General features: G+C 67.0%; 18 protein-coding genes. 5 read left to right on the forward strand and 13 right to left on the reverse strand.

Annotated elements, in window-relative coordinates:
- Nucleotides 1-39: 39 nt before the first annotated feature.
- From ACY65G_RS11385 to ACY65G_RS11440, 12 genes are all read right to left on the reverse strand, one after another.
- On the reverse strand, nucleotides 40-606 hold the full coding sequence (locus tag ACY65G_RS11385) for a HupE/UreJ family protein (protein WP_464997463.1): 567 nt from the start codon (nucleotides 604-606) through the stop codon (nucleotides 40-42).
- Between the two features lie 15 nt (nucleotides 607-621).
- Nucleotides 622-1,257: an urease accessory protein UreG gene (gene ureG / locus ACY65G_RS11390; RefSeq protein WP_464997464.1), complete on the reverse strand. Its 636-nt coding sequence runs from the start codon at nucleotides 1,255-1,257 to the stop codon at nucleotides 622-624.
- 30 nt (nucleotides 1,258-1,287) lie between these two features.
- Entirely contained in the window at nucleotides 1,288-1,968 is a 681-nt protein-coding gene (locus ACY65G_RS11395) for an urease accessory protein UreF (protein ID WP_464997606.1), read from the reverse strand.
- Nucleotides 1,968-2,492, reverse strand: a complete 525-nt coding sequence (gene ureE, locus ACY65G_RS11400) for an urease accessory protein UreE (RefSeq protein WP_464997465.1) — start codon at nucleotides 2,490-2,492, stop codon at nucleotides 1,968-1,970. The genes ACY65G_RS11395 and ureE overlap by 1 nt, the downstream gene beginning before the upstream one ends.
- Before the next feature lie 13 nt (nucleotides 2,493-2,505).
- Nucleotides 2,506-4,206, reverse strand: a complete 1,701-nt coding sequence (gene ureC / locus ACY65G_RS11405; RefSeq protein WP_464997466.1) for an urease subunit alpha — start codon at nucleotides 4,204-4,206, stop codon at nucleotides 2,506-2,508.
- Nucleotides 4,207-4,220: 14 nt separating this feature from the next.
- Nucleotides 4,221-4,559 (reverse strand): urease subunit beta, encoded by a 339-nt coding sequence (locus ACY65G_RS11410; RefSeq protein WP_464997467.1) that lies wholly within the window; start codon nucleotides 4,557-4,559, stop codon nucleotides 4,221-4,223.
- 8 nt (nucleotides 4,560-4,567) lie between these two features.
- Nucleotides 4,568-4,870, reverse strand: coding sequence for an urease subunit gamma (locus ACY65G_RS11415; RefSeq protein WP_464997468.1), 303 nt, complete (start codon nucleotides 4,868-4,870; stop codon nucleotides 4,568-4,570).
- Between the two features lie 23 nt (nucleotides 4,871-4,893).
- Nucleotides 4,894-5,766, reverse strand: coding sequence for an urease accessory protein UreD (locus tag ACY65G_RS11420; protein WP_464997469.1), 873 nt, complete (start codon nucleotides 5,764-5,766; stop codon nucleotides 4,894-4,896).
- A 128-nt stretch (nucleotides 5,767-5,894) separates the two neighbouring features.
- Nucleotides 5,895-6,125, reverse strand: a complete 231-nt coding sequence (locus tag ACY65G_RS11425) for a hypothetical protein (RefSeq protein ID WP_131146250.1) — start codon at nucleotides 6,123-6,125, stop codon at nucleotides 5,895-5,897.
- Between the two features lie 208 nt (nucleotides 6,126-6,333).
- Entirely contained in the window at nucleotides 6,334-8,094 is a 1,761-nt protein-coding gene (locus ACY65G_RS11430) for a DUF885 domain-containing protein (RefSeq protein WP_464997470.1), read from the reverse strand.
- Nucleotides 8,091-9,728, reverse strand: coding sequence for a SulP family inorganic anion transporter (locus ACY65G_RS11435; RefSeq protein ID WP_464997471.1), 1,638 nt, complete (start codon nucleotides 9,726-9,728; stop codon nucleotides 8,091-8,093). The genes ACY65G_RS11430 and ACY65G_RS11435 overlap by 4 nt, the downstream gene beginning before the upstream one ends.
- Before the next feature lie 111 nt (nucleotides 9,729-9,839).
- The gene (locus ACY65G_RS11440; RefSeq protein ID WP_464997472.1) at nucleotides 9,840-10,415 is read right to left on the reverse strand and encodes a TetR/AcrR family transcriptional regulator; all 576 of its coding nucleotides are present in this window, start codon (nucleotides 10,413-10,415) and stop codon (nucleotides 9,840-9,842) included.
- 106 nt (nucleotides 10,416-10,521) lie between these two features.
- Here ACY65G_RS11440 and ACY65G_RS11445 point away from each other — a divergent pair, with 106 nt between their 5' ends.
- The 3 genes from ACY65G_RS11445 to ku all read left to right on the forward strand — a co-directional run bounded on the left by ACY65G_RS11445 (nucleotide 10,522) and on the right by ku (nucleotide 13,883).
- Nucleotides 10,522-11,574 carry an aldo/keto reductase gene (locus ACY65G_RS11445; protein ID WP_464997473.1) on the forward strand — a complete coding sequence of 351 codons (1,053 nt, stop codon included), beginning with the start codon at nucleotides 10,522-10,524 and terminating at the stop codon, nucleotides 11,572-11,574.
- Nucleotides 11,575-11,817: 243 nt separating this feature from the next.
- Nucleotides 11,818-12,810, forward strand: coding sequence for an SDR family oxidoreductase (locus ACY65G_RS11450; protein WP_464997474.1), 993 nt, complete (start codon nucleotides 11,818-11,820; stop codon nucleotides 12,808-12,810).
- A gap of 8 nt (nucleotides 12,811-12,818) precedes the next feature.
- Nucleotides 12,819-13,883 carry a non-homologous end joining protein Ku gene (ku, locus tag ACY65G_RS11455; RefSeq protein WP_464997475.1) on the forward strand — a complete coding sequence of 355 codons (1,065 nt, stop codon included), beginning with the start codon at nucleotides 12,819-12,821 and terminating at the stop codon, nucleotides 13,881-13,883.
- Between the two features lie 97 nt (nucleotides 13,884-13,980).
- Here the strand turns inward: ku and ACY65G_RS11460 are convergent, their stop codons facing one another.
- Nucleotides 13,981-14,658, reverse strand: a complete 678-nt coding sequence (locus ACY65G_RS11460; RefSeq protein WP_464997476.1) for a hypothetical protein — start codon at nucleotides 14,656-14,658, stop codon at nucleotides 13,981-13,983.
- Between the two features lie 406 nt (nucleotides 14,659-15,064).
- On the opposite strand from ACY65G_RS11460, the gene ACY65G_RS11465 reads away from it, so the two are divergent.
- Nucleotides 15,065-15,526 carry a carboxymuconolactone decarboxylase family protein gene (locus ACY65G_RS11465; protein ID WP_464997477.1) on the forward strand — a complete coding sequence of 154 codons (462 nt, stop codon included), beginning with the start codon at nucleotides 15,065-15,067 and terminating at the stop codon, nucleotides 15,524-15,526.
- Nucleotides 15,527-15,579: 53 nt separating this feature from the next.
- Nucleotides 15,580-16,989, forward strand: a complete 1,410-nt coding sequence (locus ACY65G_RS11470; protein ID WP_464997478.1) for an HD domain-containing phosphohydrolase — start codon at nucleotides 15,580-15,582, stop codon at nucleotides 16,987-16,989.
- Nucleotides 16,990-17,004: the final 15 nt, after the last annotated feature.

Raw genomic sequence — 17,004 nt, forward strand, 5'->3', positions numbered from 1 at the left:
GTTTTGGGTCCCTGATTCTGCGTCCCTGATTCCGCAGACTTAATTGAGCGCCAGCATGCCCAGGCCGGCGGCGGCGATGGCGCCCCCGGTGAGGCGAGCCAGTGGCAGCCTGCCGATGAACCGGCCCGCACCCAGCAACAGCGCGCTCATGCCGAGATAGCCTGCGGCACTGGCGGCATGGGGCAATTCCAGGCCGTGGGCGTTGCCGTGCAGGACGGCGAAGGTACCCAGCAGCGTTGCGCCAGCCCACAGCGGCAGCCGGACCGCGGCGGCGACGAGTGCTCCGGTCAGCATCACCGTCAGCGCGATGCCGCCCTCCAGCCCCGGAATGTGCAGCCCCGCCATGCCGGCGGCCGCGCCGGCTCCCATCATCGCCACGAACACGGCCGGCAAGGCCAGCGGGTGTGGTGACGGCGAAGGCGCAAAGGCCGAACCCCGTGCCTGCCGCACGCTCCAGATGCCGGCCGCGACGAGGGCCAGCAGGTGGTCGATGCCGGTCAGCGGATGCAGCACGCCGTCGGCGAAGCCCATCCCGGCATGCCCCGGATGGGCGAGCGCCGGCAGGCTGGCGGCCAGCAGGATGGCGGTGGCGAACATTTTTTTCATTGAATCTCCTCGAAACTATTTGTTAAGCGCCGGAGCCTGACCCAGCAGGCCCTGCTCGCGGATGAATGCGATCACGGTCTCCACCCCGTCGCCGCTGCGCAGGTTGGTGAACACGAAAGGGCGGTTGCCGCGCATGCGTTTCGCATCCGCCGCCATCACGTCCAGGTTGGCGCCCACGTGCGGCGCCAGGTCGGTCTTGTTGATGATCAGCAGGTCCGACCGCGTGATGCCCGGGCCGCCCTTGCGCGGGATCTTCTCGCCGCCGGCCACGTCGATCACGTAGATCGTCAGGTCGGACAGTTCCGGGCTGAACGTGGCCGCCAGGTTGTCGCCGCCCGATTCGACGAGGATCAGTTCCAGGTCGGGGAAATCGGCCTGCATCCGCGCAATGGCTTCCAGGTTGATCGACGCATCCTCGCGGATGGCCGTGTGCGGGCAGCCGCCCGTTTCCACGCCCATCAGCCGCTCGGCCGGCAGCGCCTCGGCGCGCAGCAGGATTTCCATGTCCTCGCGCGTGTAGATGTCGTTCGTGATGACGGCCATGTCGACCGCGTCGCGCATGCCCTTGCACAGCATTTCGCACAGCGCGGTCTTGCCCGAGCCGACCGGCCCGCCGATGCCCACGCGCAGCGGGTTGGATTGCACCACCATGTTCTTCTCCTCGTTATTCAAGACCGGATATCAGGAACGATAAACCCGGCTGTACTGAACCTCGTGCCGCATCGACAGCAGCGACAGGCCCGGCGTCCAGTTCGATAATTCATGCTCAGCCAGCGATTGCGCGCACAGCGCCGCCGCCTCGATGTCCGTTCGCAGCGACAGCAGCAGCCGCTGCCCGGCCACCTGCCCCAGCGGTACCGACTTCACGCATACGAGCACCTGGTTTTCCACCCACGAGAACAGCAGGGCCAGCAGCGCCTCCTCATGGGGAATCCCCAATGCCGACACGGCGCACGCGTAGGCCGCCACCAGCGGCACCTCGCCGCCCTCCTTCAGCATGGCCAGCGCGCCCTCGTCGGCGATGCCCAGTTCCTCGATCAGCCGGGCCAGCGAATAGCCCATCTGCACCGTCTCGGCCCGAAACTCCGCCGTATCGCGCGACGCGATGGCGCGCTCCGACAGTTCCGCCACGCGCTGCGCATCGCGCGCCGTGAACGCTTCCATCAGCTTCCAGCACAGCGGTGCTTCCCACAGCGCGACCACTTCGTGCAACTGGCGGGCGATCCACGCATGCGCGCTGGCGGCATCCTTGACGATGCCCTGTTCCAGCGCCGCCTCCAGACCCTGCGAATAGCTGTAGGCGCCGATCGGCAACTGCGGGCTGGCGAATTGCAGCAGGTGCAGCAACTGGGCGGCCGCGATCATGACGCAGCCTCCTTCGGGTCGGAAGGCCGATGGATCTTCTGCCGCAGCGGCACCGGCGCGAGCGGACCATGGCCGTGATCGTGGTGATGATGGCCGCCACCGGCCGAATAGGCGCCGGACTCCGGCTCGAATGGGGCCGATTCCTCGACCACCGTGGCGCCCAGTCCGTGCAGCATGTCCTTCAGCACCGCATCGGCGCGGATCCTCAGGAAGCCGTCGGCCACCTGTGCCTGCGTGTGGCGGTTCCCCAGGTGGAAGGCACAGCGCAGCAACGCCAGTGCATCGGGCGCGGTCACGCGGTAGGTCGCCTCCGGCGCCGCCACCACGCGCACCACGCGGTCTTCCTCGCCGGTCAGCAGGTCGCCGTCGCGCAGCACGGTGCCGCGCACGGTGAAGATGGCGACTTCCTCGCCCGTATCGAGCGTGGCGCGCAGCCGGCATTTCTCACGCAGTTCGTAGGGCAGCACGAGCGACGCGTCGACGCGCCCGGCGTTGGTGATTTTCGTGTGCAGTGTCAGCATGGGAGACGATAAGTTAAAAGAGGAAATAGCGCTGCGCCATCGGCAGGATGTCCGCCGGTTCGCAGACCAGCAGCCGGCCGTCGGCACGCACTTCATAGGTTTCGGGATCGACTTCCATCACCGGCGTGGCGCCGTTGTGGATCATGTCGCGTTTGCGGACGTTGCGGGTGTTCTTCACGGCGATGAGCGGCTTGTTCAGCTGCAGCCGCTCGCCGATGCCGGCGTCGAACGCGGCCTGCGAAACAAAGGTGAACGATTTTTTCAGCCCGCCGCCGAACGCACCGAACATCATGCGGTAGTGCACGGGCTGCGGCGTAGGGATCGACGCGTTCGGATCGCCCATCTGCGCCGCCGCGATCATGCCGCCTTTCAGGATCATCGACGGCTTGACGCCGAAGAACGCCGGCTTCCACAGCACGATGTCGGCAATCTTGCCCACCTCCAGCGAGCCCACCACGTGCGACACGCCGTGCGTGATGGCCGGGTTGATCGTGTACTTGGCAATGTAGCGTTTTACGCGGAAGTTATCGCTGCGGGAGGAATCCTCCGGCAGCGGGCCGCGCTGCACCTTCATCTTGTGCGCCGTCTGCCACGTGCGCAGCACCACTTCGCCCACGCGGCCCATCGCCTGCGAGTCGGACGACATCATCGAGATCGCCCCGATGTCGTGCAGGATGTCCTCGGCGGCGATCGTCTCGCGCCGGATGCGCGACTCCGCGAACGCCACGTCTTCCGCAATGGCCGGGTCGAGGTGGTGGCACACCATCAGCATGTCGAGGTGTTCGTCGAGCGTGTTGACGGTGAACGGCCGCGTGGGGTTCGTCGACGACGGCAGCACGTTCGATTCGCCGACGGCGGCAATGATGTCCGGCGCATGCCCGCCACCGGCGCCCTCCGTGTGGAACGTGTGGATCGTGCGGTCCTTGAACGCGGCCAGCGTCTCTTCGAGGAAGCCGCCCTCGTTCAGCGTGTCGCTGTGCAGCGCCACCTGCACGTCCATCCGGTCGGCCACGGAAAGGCAATTGTCGATGGCGGCCGGCGTGCTGCCCCAGTCCTCATGCAGCTTCATGCCGATGGCGCCCGCCTCCACCTGCTCTTCCAGCGGCCGCGGCAGCGACACGTTGCCCTTGCCGAGGAAGCCCAGGTTCATCGGGAAGGCGTCGGCCGCCTGCAGCATCGAGTGGATGTGCCACGGGCCCGGCGTGCAGGTGGTGGCCGCCGTGCCGACGGCCGGGCCGGTGCCGCCGCCCAGCATCGTCGTCACGCCGCTCATCAGCGCCTCCTCGATCTGCTGCGGGCAGATGAAGTGGATGTGGCTGTCGATGCCGCCGGCCGTGACGATCATGCCTTCGCCGGCGATGATCTCGGTGGCGCCGCCGATGGCCATCGTCACGCCCGGCTGGATGTCCGGGTTGCCGGCCTTGCCGATGCCGGCGATGCGGCCGTTCTTCAGGCCGATGTCGGCCTTCACGATGCCCCAGTGGTCGACGATCACCGCGTTCGTGATCACGGTATCCATCACATCGGCGTGCACGCGCTGCGACTGGCCCATGCCGTCGCGGATCACCTTGCCGCCGCCGAATTTCACTTCTTCGCCATAGATGGCGTAGTCCTTCTCGATCTCGATGAACAGCTCCGTGTCCGCGAGGCGGATGCGGTCACCCGTGGTGGGCCCGTACATCTCCGCATAGGCGCGGCGGGAAATAGTTGCCATCTGATCTCCTTTGTTTATGTTGGATCCGGCTCGCCGTCCGGCTTGTCCTTCAGCTTGCCCATGACCTGGCCGGCGAAGCCGTAGACTTCGCGGTCGCCGGAAACGGCCACTAGTTCGACGGTGCGCTGCTGGCCCGGCTCGAAGCGCACGGCGGTGCCGGCCGCGATATTGAGCCGCTTGCCGTAGGCCTTCCAGCGCTCGAACGACAGCGCGTTGTTCGCTTCGAAGAAATGGAAATGGGAGCCGACCTGGATCGGCCGGTCGCCCACGTTGGACACGACGATCGTCACCGTTTCACGGCCGTCGTTGATCGGCAGGTCGCCGTCCTCTAATCGGTATTCGCCCGGGATCATGTTTCACCTCACGGTATCGGGTTGTGGACGGTCACGAGCTTGCTCCCGTCCGGGAAAGTCGCTTCGACCTGGATGTCGGGGATCATCTCGGGGATGCCGTCCATCACCTGGTCGCGGGTCAGTATGTGTGCGCCCTCGGACATCAGCTGCGCGACGGTTTTGCCGTCGCGCGCGCCTTCCATGATGGCTGCCGTGATCAGCGCCACCGCTTCGGGGTAATTGAGTTTCAGGCCGCGTGCGAGGCGGCGTTCGGCCAGCAGGCCGGCGGTAAAAATGAGCAGCTTGTCTTTTTCGCGGGGAGTCAAATCCATGGGAATCTTTCTGGGAATGCGCGTCAGGTGCGCCAGCTGCGCAGGTCGATGGCGGCGCGGCCGAGCACCGCCGGCCGCACGATGCGCCAGGCGGCCAGCATCAGTTCGCGCGCGGCTTCGCTGTCCTGCCCCAGCCAGCGCACGCACAGCACATGTTTCAGTTGCGTGACACCGAAGCACGGCCCATCGGCCAGCGCGCGCAGTGCGGCCACGGTGTCGCCTGACACCGGCTTGCCGACGGCCAGCAGCATCGCCGACACCGTGCGGCCATCCAGGCCCAGCGGACTGGCCAGCGTGGCCGGCGTCAGCGCGCCCTGCTCCCACCACAGTAGCCGGCCGCCGCGGCGCACCGACGTGCGCTGGGTCACGCGGCCCTTGGCGAACGATTCGCCGGACGCGCGCCGGCCCAGGCACAGGATCTCGCAGCCGAGATAACTGGCATCCGCCGCCAGCGTAACGTGATGGTCGAGTTCGACGTGAGCGTCGTTGAAGAAAATGGTTTCCTGCGGCAGCCATTCGAGCGAGCCGCCGGCGTCGACCGACAGGCCGATGCGCTGGCGCGAGACGCGGCCATTGGCGCGATACCACTTGGCGGCACCGGGCGACGTCAGCAGCGCGTGCGTATTGGCGTTCAGGTGGGCATCGACCGCCAGTTCGTCGCCGCCGACAACGCCGCCGGGCGGGTGCACCACGATGGCGTGGCAAATGGACGCATCTTCGGGATACAGCGGTTTCTGGACGCGCAGCGGGCCACTGTGCTCGCGGCGGGTCAGGCGGGTGGTATCGCTATCGCGGGTAAACGCCAGCGTGAGATGCGCCCGCCATGGGGCATGCTGCGCGCAGGGCGGGATCGGGGCGAGGTCGTTCCCGTAGAAGCGTTCCGGACAGTCGGGCATGGGAGATCAATAAACAATAACCCTGTGCTATGAGCAAGTTGTGTGCCAGCATTTTGGGTGCATCACGCCCCACGGATGCACCACGGCAGAGCGTACGCACCGCCGTGGTGCAAACTAACGGGAAATTCTCACCGCAGCTCGACAGGCTCGCTTTCGTCCAGCGTGTACCGCACGTTGCGCAAGCCATTCACGCGCAGCAGTTCACGCACCGTCAGGCCGGCGGGATCGGCGCTCTGGCGGTTCTGCCGGTGTTCGTTGCGGATGATTTCGCCGGCGATTTCAATGTCGCGCAGGCGGTAAGGCGTGTTGACGACCAGCGGTTGGTCGGCGTCGTTGTACCAGATCTGGTAAAGCGGCATGGCGGTATTCCGGTAAGGTTGAGAAGAGATGCTGTTGAGAACGGTTGCACCATTATGACGACAAATCGGCAACGTTGCGCATAAAGATTCATTAACGAAGCAAACTTGCAACATGATGGTGCGAGCACCATCTTTCAATGCACCGGCGTGGCCGGGCAAGCTGCTTGCGGGTATCTACTGACGATACCGGTCCTGGCCATCGACGGCCTCACCCGTACGGCCCTTTACCACCCTCCCCGATGAACCGGTCGATCCTGGCCTTCAGCACAGGCAGCGGCACGGAACCCAGTTCGAGCACCGTGTCATGGAAGGCGCGGATGTCGAATTTCGCGCCGAGCGCGGCTTCGGCCTTCTTGCGCGCTTCGACGATCGCCATCTGTCCCAGGTAATACGATAGCGCCTGGCCCGGCCACGAGATATACCGGTCCACTTCCGTTGCCACTTCGTGGCGCGACAGGGCCGTGTTGTCCATCAGGTAGCGCTGCGCCTGTTCGCGGGTCCAGCCTTTCGCATGGACGCCCGTGTCCACGACGAGGCGGGACGCGCGCCAGGCCTGGTAGCTCAGCATGCCGAACACCTCGTAAGGTGTTTCATAGATGCCCATCTCCGTACCGAGCCGCTCGGAGTACAGCGCCCAGCCTTCGCCATAGGCCGAGATGTAGGCGTTGCGGAATGCGGGCCGGCCGCCCTGCTCCATCGCCACCGGCATCTGGAAGGCATGGCCGGGCGCGGATTCGTGCAGCGTCAGCGCGGGCAGGCTGTACAGCGCGCGCGATGGCAGGTCGTAGGTGTTGACGAGGTAGACGCCCGGGCCGCCGCGGCCCGACGTGTAGTACGGCGCCTGGTCCGGCGGCACGGGGATGATGGCGAAGCGGCTGCGCGGCAACCGGCCGAAATACTGCCCGGCCTTGCCGTCGAATTTTTTCGCGACCCAGGCGGCGCGCATCAGCAGCTCTTCCGGCGTCTTCGCATAAAAGCGCGGGTCGGTGCGCAGGAAGCTCAGGAAGGCCGGCAGGTCGCCGTCGAATTTCACCTCCTTCATCACCTGCGCCATCTCCGCGCGGATCTTCGCCATTTCCGCCAGGCCGATGCGGTGGATCTCGTCGGCACTCAGGGTGGTTGTCGTGTACTCCACGATCTTCGACTGGTAGTAGGCCTTGCCATCGGGCAGGCGCTCGGCGGCCAGGCTTTCCGTTGCGCGCGGCAGGTACTCGGTGCGCATGAAGCGCAGCAGTTCCGCGTGGGCCGGAATGACATTTTGCTCGATCGCCGTGACGGCCGCGGCGCGCAGGCGCGCCTGCTCGGCCGCCGGCATCGTCGCGGGCATGTCCTTGAACGGCGCGTAGAACGGCGTTGCCTCGGGTCTGGCCTCGGCGATGCCGGCGATCGTCGCGTCGCGGCCGGCCAGCGTTACCTTCGGCGGCGTGAAGCCGCGTGCCAGGCCGGCGCGCATGTTGGCGACCTGTTCGCGGAAATAACGCGGCACGTCGTTCAGCTGGGCCACGTAATGGGTGTAATCCTGCTGCGTGCGGAACGGCTTGCGTGCCTCGTACGTCATGTTGAACCAGAACGAGGAATCGGCGTTCAGCGGTTTTTCATATTCGCGGTAGCGCACGTTCGCAGCCAGTGCCGCCACCTGCGCGCGGTACACGGCGTAGTTCACCCGTTCGGGCGCCGACAGGTCCGCATCGGGCACGCCGTCGAGCTGCTGCAGCACACGCTCCCAGCGCGCGCGGCGCGCCGCCTGCGTGGCGGCATCCACCTGCGGCAAGGCCGCGGCGATGCCGTCCGTCTCATCTTCCTCGTTTTCCAGGCGCTGCTGCTGGCGCCATTGCCATTCGCTTTCGTAGATGGCGCGCAGCCGGGCATCGGCATCGCCGGGCGCCGCGTGGGCCGGCACGTGCACCAGCAGACAGGAGAGAAGGAAACTCGGCAGGCTGGCGGCAATGGCCGCGCCGGATCGTTTCATGATGGGTCCTTGTTATTGAGATAGTCACTGGCCATGGCGGTACTGAGGAACAGCTTGCCGTTCAGCTGGTCCAGCAGCGTGCTGTCGCGCAGCCGGTCCATCACCGGGCCCTTCACTTCGGCCAGGTGCAGGCCGATGCCGCGCGCACGCAGGCTGGCATTGAGTTCGGACAACGCGAACAGCGCCGTGGTGTCGATCGAGCTGACGGCCAGCATCGTCAGCACGAGATGCCGCGTGGCCGGATTGTCGCGCAGTTCATCCTCGATCCGTTCGTTGACGGCTTCCACGTTGCCGAAGAACAGGTTGGCGTCGATGCGCAGGATCAGCACCGCCTCGGAACGCGTGGCCGCATAGCGGTCGACGTTGCGGAAGTGCTCCGTGCCGGGAATCCTACCGAGCACGGCGATGTGCGGCCGGCTGGCGCGCCAGATCAGCGTGCCCATCGACAGCACGACGCCCACGATGACGCCCGCCTCCACGCCCAGCGCCAGCACACCGATGCACGTGACCAGCCAGGCCAGCGCATCGCCGCGGTCGTAGCGCCATGCCGTTTTCAGCGTATCGATTTCCAGCATGCCGAGCACGGCAACGATGATCGTCGCCGCCAGCGTCGGCAGCGGCAGCAATGCCAGCCAGCCGGTGGGCAGCACCAGCGCACAGGCCAGCAGCACGGCGGAAATGACGCTGGCCAGCGGCGTGTTGGCGCCGGCGGCGAAGTTGACGGCCGAGCGCGACAGGCTGCCCGTGACGGGAAACGCGCCGGACACCATGCTGGCCACGTTGGCCGCGCCCAGCCCCACCAGCTCGCGGTTCGACACGAGCTTCTCGCCGCGCTTTTGCGCCAGCGTCTGCGCCGCGCTCATGCTCATCAGGAAGACGACGAAGCCGATCAGCAGACCCGGTTGCAGCAGGTCGCGCCAGTGCGACGGCGAAGTGGCCAGGTTCAGTTGCGGCAGCCCGGTGGGCACCGGCCCGGTCAGGCGGATGCCGTGCCCGCCCCAGGCCGCAACGGCGGCGGTGGCGGCCAGCACCACGACCATCGGCGCCAGTTTCGACAGCACGTCCGCCGCGGCGGCGGCCATGCCGGCACGCTTCAGCAGTTTCGCCAGGTGGCTGCGCGCCAGCAGCAACAGCGCCAGCGACACACAGCCCAGGACCGCGCTCGGACCATGCGGCTGCTGCAACGGTCCGCCCAGCAGCGGTTTCACCTGGCCCCAGGCAATGACGAGCGACGAGCCGACGGTGAAGCCGCTCATCACGGGCCGCGAGAAGAAATTGGCGAGAAAGCCCAGCCGCAGCAGGCCGCACAGCAGCAGCACGGCGCCCGCCACGAGCGCCAGCTGGGCCGCCAGCACGCTGTGCAGTCCCGGCGCGCCGGCCGCGAGCGGCCCGATCACCGCGCCCGTCATCAGGGACACGATCGCCATCGGGCCCACCGACTGCGTCATGCTGCTGCCGAACAGCGCATACACGAGCGGCGGCAGGATGCTCGCGTACAGCCCGGCCACCGGCGGCAACCCGGCCACCAGCGCATAGGCCATGCCCTGCGGCACCAGCATCATGGCCACGACGATCCCCGCGCCGATATCGCCGGGCAGCGCCGCGCGGCGGTAATGTCTGAGCCAGTCGAGCATGCTGATGAAACCTGTTATGACGTGTGAAGGCGCAAGCCTATCACGGCAGAGTTCGTGTCCACCATGGGGTCAGGCCCGAAATCGGACACGAGCCCTGCCGGGCCACTGTCGTCATGCAGGCGGCAATGCCAGCGCAGCGGCCACCGTCGCCAGGATTTCCTGCGACAGGGCCTTATCCGATACGGCCCGCGCCAGCACCATGCCGCCGATCATCGCGGCATAGGTGGCGATCGCATGGCGGCGACGTTCGTCGTCGCTGTCCCCGGGCGATGCCGCCGCCAGCAGCGCCAACTGGGCTTGCGTGCGCTCCGTCACCGCATCGCGCACGGCCGGTCCGGCGCGTGAAATGTCGGCACCGAGCGCGGAGATCGCGCAGCCCTGCCCCGGGTTGTCGCGGTGCGCGGGCGACAGGTACGAGCGCACCACCGCCCCCAGCGCATCGCCGGGGTGCTGCGCCATCAGCGCTTGCCAGCCGCCGCCCGCCCCGTCGAGCGCACGGCCCACGGCTTCGCCCAGCAGCGCTTCCTTCGAATCGAAGTGGCCATAGAAGCCGCCGTGCGTGAGGCCCGCCGTCTTCATCAGGTCCGCCACGCCGATGCCGTCGAATCCCATCTCGCGAAACAGCCTTGCCGCCGTGTCCACGATGCGTTCCCGGTTTTGCGCCGCCTGTTCGCGTGTCACTTTCATGCCCGCCTCCCAAAAAGATGCTTGACATTATACATGATGGTCGTAATATATGACGCATACATGACGACCGTCATTTAAACAAAGCGATCACCGTGAAGGAATCACCATGCGTTATAAAAGTTTCGGCCGCCGCAGCGGCCTGCGCGTTTCCGAACTGGCGCTGGGCACCGGCAATTTCGGCACTGGCTGGGGCTACGGCAGCGAGCGCGATGAGGCCAAGGCCGTGTTCGACCGCTATGCTGCGGCCGGCGGCAACTTCATCGACACGGCCGATGGCTACCAGGGCGGCCAGTCGGAGGTACTGGTGGGCGACTTCATCGCCGCCGAGCGCGACCACTTCGTGCTGGCCACCAAGTTCACGCTGTCCGGCCCCGGCGGCGTCAGCGGCACCGGCAACAGCCGCAAGGCAATGGTGCAATCCGTCGAGGCCAGCCTGAAGCGGCTGAAAACGGATCGCATCGACCTCTACTGGGCGCATTTCGCCGATGCCCACACGCCCGTCGAGGAAATCCTGCGCGCATTCGACGACCTGGTCCGGGCCGGCAAGATCCTGTATGCCGGGCTGTCCAACTTCCCCGCGTGGCGCATCGCCCGCGCCGACGCGATCGCCGAGCTGCGCGGCTGGACGCCGCTGGCCGGCGTGCAGATGGAATACAGCCTGGCCGAACGGGGCGCGGACCGCGAACTGCTGCCGATGATCGAAGGCCTCGGCCTGGGCGGCGCGCTGTGGTCTCCGCTCGGCGGGGGGCTGCTGACAGGCAAATACCGCAACAACGAGCAGGGCCGGCTGCAGGGCTTCGGCGGGCGGCTCGTGCACCTGGAAGACTCCGCGCGGGCCACCGCCACGCTGGACGCCGTGCTGGCCGTCGCCGCCGAGGTCGACGCGCCGCCGGCCCAGGTGGCGATCGCGTGGCTGCTGCACCGCGATGCCGCGTCGGCCACGGCGCTGGTACCGATCCTCGGCCCGCGCACGCTGGCCCAGCTCGACGGCACCCTTGGTGCGCTGGACGTCAAGCTGTCACCGGAGCAGTTCCACCGCCTCGACAGCGCCAGCGCCATTTCCCTCGGCGCCCCGTACGACACCATCGTCCAGACCGCCGACGCCATCGCCGGCGGCAACGCGGCGCTGCTGCTGCCACGCAAGGTGCCGGTCGCCTGACCTGCATAAGTGTGCTGACAAGCAAAACAGGGGACGTACCCCTGTTTCCAAGAAACTTCCTGCGAACAAAGCAGGCGTTCGATCATTGACGGCAATGGCATTGCCTGGAAACAGGGGTCCGTCCCCTGTTTCCAGGCAATGCTTGCAGAATCCGGACGCCCGACTGCCTTTTGTGCGGAAGCGCACTGTAAGGAATGGCATGGACGCCAATACTGTGCCCTCGATCATTGGGAGAACCGTGAAATGTCCAATTCCGAAAACAAGGCACAAGACGTAGGCAACCTGCAGCGGGATATCCAGCAGCAGCAGGACAGCAAGGATGCCGCCCAGTCGCAGGGCGGCAGCGAGCAGAAGGAAGAGCAGGCGGTGCAGGCGGGTACCCATGCGTTCCCGGAAACGCCGCTGCCCGACCAGCACCTCGACAAGCCCGGCATCGAAGCCGAGATGGAACTGAAGCCGCAATTCCTGGCGCCCGGCTACAAGGGCAGCGGCAAGCTCGAAGGCATGAGCGCGATCGTGACGGGCGGCGATTCCGGCATCGGCCGCGCGGTGGCCGTGCTGTATGCGCGCGAAGGCGCCGACGTGGCGCTGGTCTACCTGCCCGACGAACAGCAGGATGCCGAGGAAACGCGGCGCCACATCGAGGCCGAGGGCCGCCGTGCGCTGCTGATCCCGGGCGACGTGCGCGAAATGGCATTCTGCAGCCGCGCCGTGGAAGAAACCGTGAAGGCATTCGGCAAGCTCGATATCCTCGTCAACAACGCCGCGTTCCAGGAACATGCCGACTCGCTCGAGGACATCACCGAAGAGCGCTTCGACCTGACGATGAAAACCAATATCTACGGTTACTTCCACATGGCGAAGGCGGCCCTGCCCCACCTGAAGAAAGGCGCGTCGATCATCAATACCGGTTCCGTCGTGGGCCTGCGCGGTTCGTCCAAGCTGCTCGACTATTCGTCCACGAAAGGCGCGATCCACGCGTTCACGATGTCGCTGGCCTCGAACCTGATCGAGAAAGGCATCCGCGTCAACGCGGTGGCCCCCGGCCCCGTGTGGACGCCGCTGAACCCGGCCGACCAGACGCCGGACAAGATCAAGGAATTCGGCGCCAGCACCGACATGAAGCGCCCCGCCCAGCCGGAAGAGCTGTCGCCTGCGTATGTGTTCCTGGCGTCGCCCGCCACTGCCAGCTACATCAGCGGCATCGTGCTGCCGGTCACCGGCAGCATCGGCTAGGAGGCGCCATGGCCCGCTCGCTCTGGAAAGGCGCCATCAGCTTCGGCCTGGTCCATATCCCGGTCGACTTGTACTCGGCCGTGAAGCAGAACGAGCTGGACCTGACCATGCTCGACAAGCGCGACTTCTCGCCCATCGGCTTCAAGCGCTACAACAAGGGCAGCGGCAAGGAAGTCGCGTGGGACAACATCATCAAGGGCTACGAGTACACCTCCGGCGAATACGTGGTGCTGTCCGACGAAGACCTGAAGCGGGCCAACGTGAAGGCCACCCAGACGATCGACATCATCTCCTTCGTCAACGCCGAGGACGTGCCGCTGACCTACTACGAGACGCCGTACTACCTGGCGCCCGGCCGCGGCGGCGCCAAGGTGTATGCATTGCTGCGCGAGACGCTGCGCCGCGCCGGCCGCATCGGCATCGCCACGGTGGTGATCCGCACCAAGCAGCACCTGTGCGCGCTGGTGGCCAGCGAAGACGGCATCATCATGAACACGCTGCGCTACGCGGACGAGATCCGCGATACCGAAGGCCTGGAGCTGCCCGGCAAGGGCCTGAAGGCCGCCGGCATCTCGGACAAGGAACTCAAGATGGCGCTGTCGCTCGTCGAAGGCATGAGCGAGGACTGGGACCCGAGCCTGTACCACGACACCTACAAGGAAGACGTGCTGGCGCTGGTCGAGAAAAAGGTGAAGGCCGGGCAGACGAAATCGATCACGATGCCGTCGAAGGAAACGGAGTCCAAGCCGGCTTCCAATGTCATCGACCTGGTGGCATTGCTGAAGCAATCGCTCGGCAACAAGCCGGGCAAGGGCAGGAAGGCGGCTGCCGACGAGGACGAAGACGATAGCGACAGCGTCGAGGAATCCGGCGACGAGGAGGATGCACCGGCGCCGAAGAAGAAGACGGCGCCGCGCTCGGCCACCTCGCGTTCCGGCACTGGTCGCAGCGGGGGCGGCGCGGCACGCGCGGCGCCGAAGACCGGGGCGGCCAAGGCTGCCGCGTCGAAGCCCGCGGCGCCGAAGAAAACGGCGGCGAAATCCTCCCCGGCGACGCGCAAAAAAGCTGCCTGAAAAGCGCAGCTTGAAAAGTGCAGCTTGAAAAGTGCAGCTTGAAAAGTGCAGCTTGAAACGCGCGGCTTGAAAAGCCGCGTGGAAGCAGGCCTGCCGATCAGCGCTGGAACACGTACGTAAGGCCGACCGTCGCGAAACGGCGGCGGCCATCGCAATCGTGCAGTTCGCCATAGCCGGCGTCGAGATCGAGCACATCCTGCACTACCGTCCAGCGCGCGCCCGCCTGCCAGCCGCGGCTCGATCCCCGTTCTCCGAACGTCTCGAACGTGAGGCCGCCGCGCCCGCGCGTGGTTTCCAGCGCCGCGGCCCATGTGCCCGCATGCTGGTGCGACATGCCGTGCCGGATCGCGCCGGCATTCACGTGTGCGGTCGCCCATGACGCGAGCGGCACGCTGGCGATGAGGTTCACGGTCTGGTCGCGCGAGGTTTCCGGGCCGGCAATGCGCTGTTCCGACACCGCGGCGCCCAGGCCGAAGCTGTCTTCCGACAAGGGGCGCAATACCGTCTTTGCGCCGATCACGATGGCACGGTGGAATTCCCCGCCGCTGCGCACATTGCCCGCACCGATCCCCGCTTCCCAGTTTTCCGCCACATTGCACGTGGGCGCCAGCCAGCGCTGGCCCGGCCCCCGGCTGGCCGATGCTTCGACCTGGCAATCGCCCGGCGCCAGCACCGACGCGTCGTCGGTCACGAGCGGACGTCCGGCGTGCGCGGCCAGCGGCAGTAACAACAGGGGTATGGCGGCACACAGCCGCGCGAATCGCGTACGGGTCAATTCAGGCATCGGATCAACAAGGAAAGTCGGGACAACGACCGGGCGGTCGGGCGATTCGGGCAGGGGTCGGGGCCGAAGGATTGCACCATGATAGTGCTTTCCGGCAATATTAACATCGACCGACAGCCTCCGCACCACTTCCGAATTTCCATGTGGCAACCATGCGACAAGCCATTGCCTGCTCGAAATCAAGGCGGACGAAAATTACCTCTTTAAATCAGGTAATTAGCAAGCGAGCGCAGCGCTGGTGCACAAGCTTATCCACAGATTTTGTTAACAACTCTGCGCCCTTGCGCAAGTTTTGGGGAGTATTCGCCCGCGCTGTCACAAGCGATCGCGCCGTGCCGTCTAAGGGTGGAAGGCTGCGCACTGTGCGCATCCCCGCATCACTTGATAAGGAAACCCCATGTCCCAGCCACGCATTCCCCTGTTTTCCGTCGCCCAAAAGAGCCTGCAGGCGATGATCGCCCTGTCGCAGGCCGCCAAGACCAGCTCGCTCGGCGAACGCATCGTCGAACTGGTCAACCTGCGCGTGTCGCAAACCAATGGCTGCGGCGTTTGCGTCGACATGCACTGGCGCGACCTGGTGCGCCAGGGCGCCGATCCACGCCACCTGAACACGGTGGCGGCGTGGCGCGAATCGCCGTTCTTCGATGCCCGCGAACGGGCCGCGCTGCGCTGGGCCGACGCGCTCAATGCCTTGCCGCAGCACGACGACACCGATGCGGCCTATGGCGAATTGCGCGAGCACTTCGACGAAACGCAGGTCGCCGAACTGGGTTATGCGATCGCCGTGATCCGCGGTTGGAACGTGATCAACCTGTCGCTTCGCAATCCGATTCCGGTCAACCCGCCGCCGGGCATGTAGAAGCGCGGCCTGCGCCCTTGCCGGTGGCGCCTCGCGCCGCTACAGTACCGGCCATGATGCGATCCGACACCCTGGCCCTGGACGATGCCGTGAGCGCGCTGGCGATGACCGGCGACCTCGCGATGGGCCAGCAGGCCGGCCATTCCGCGCGCGTGGCGCAACTGGCGGCACGCGTGGCCGCCGCCGATGGCGCCGGGGCCGATGGCGTGGCAGCGGCCCGGCTGGTCGCGCGGCTGCGCTGGTGCGGCGCCACCGCCAGTGCGGCGGGATTCGCCCGTCTGCTCGGCGACGACGTGGCCGGGCGCGGCGCCATGCTGGCGCGCACCCTGCCCCGTCCCCACCCGCTCACGTTCGCAGGTGTCGAACCGCTGGCGCGGGCGCAATGCGAGGTCGCTACTTGCGTGGCACGGCTGCTGGGTCTTCCTCCCGCGGTCGAGGAAGGTCTGCGGCATGCCTTCGAGCATGCCGATGGCGGCGGCCTGCCGGCGCGGCTGGCGGGCGATCGCATACCGCCCGTCGTCTTCCACGTGGCGCTGGCCGGCGACCTGGATGTGCTGTCGCGCGCGCATGGCCTCGACGAGGCGCTGCGGCGCATCGGCCGCCTGGGCGGGCGCAAATATCCGGCCGAACTGGTGCGGCGCATGGTGCCGCATGCGCGCGACTGGCTCGACGCGCCGGATGAGGCCACCCCGCCGCTGCCCGGCGAAGCCAGCCTGGCACTGGTCGCACACGTCATGGAACTGAAGCTGCCGTGGCTCACCGGCCATGCGCGCCGCGTCGCCGCCCTGGCACGTGGCGCCGCGGTACTCGCTGGCCTGCCGGAAGCGGATGTGCAATGCCTGGAGCAGGCCGCGCTGGTCCACGGCATCGGCCGCGCGGTCATTCCGAATCCGGTCTGGGAACGCCATGGCCGGCTGCGCCAGGCCGACTGGCACGCCGTGCGTCGCGCGCCATACTGGACATCGCAACTGGCGATCCATGCGCCGGCGCTGGCCGATGCGGCGCACCTGGCCGCGCATGCCTATGAGCGCCTCGATGGCAGCGGCTACTTCCGCAGGCTGCGCGCCGAAGCACTGGCCCCGGCGCACCGGCTGCTCGCCGCCGCGACGGCCTGGGCGGCCTTGCGTGCGCCCCGGCCATGGCGCGCACCTTACGGACCTGCCGCCGCCACCACCCTGCTGGCGGCACAGGCGGGCCGCTTCGACGCGCATGCCGTGGAAGCCGTGATCGCCGCCGCCCGGGCCAGCCGGCCCGCCGCGCCACCGCGCACGGGGCTGCTGACGGACCGCGAGATCGAGGTGCTGCGGCAGGTCGGCAGTGGCGCCCCGCCGTGTGAAGCGGCACGAGCCCTGCGCATCAGCGCGGGTGCAGTGCGCACGCATGTCGACAGCATCTTCGCCAAGCTCGAATGCTCCACGCGGCCGGCGGCCGTGCTGAAGGCGCTCGCATTGGGCCTGGTCTGAGTCGTCGCCGCGTCC

It is taken from the genome of Pseudoduganella sp. jia 12 (assembly GCF_055502675.1).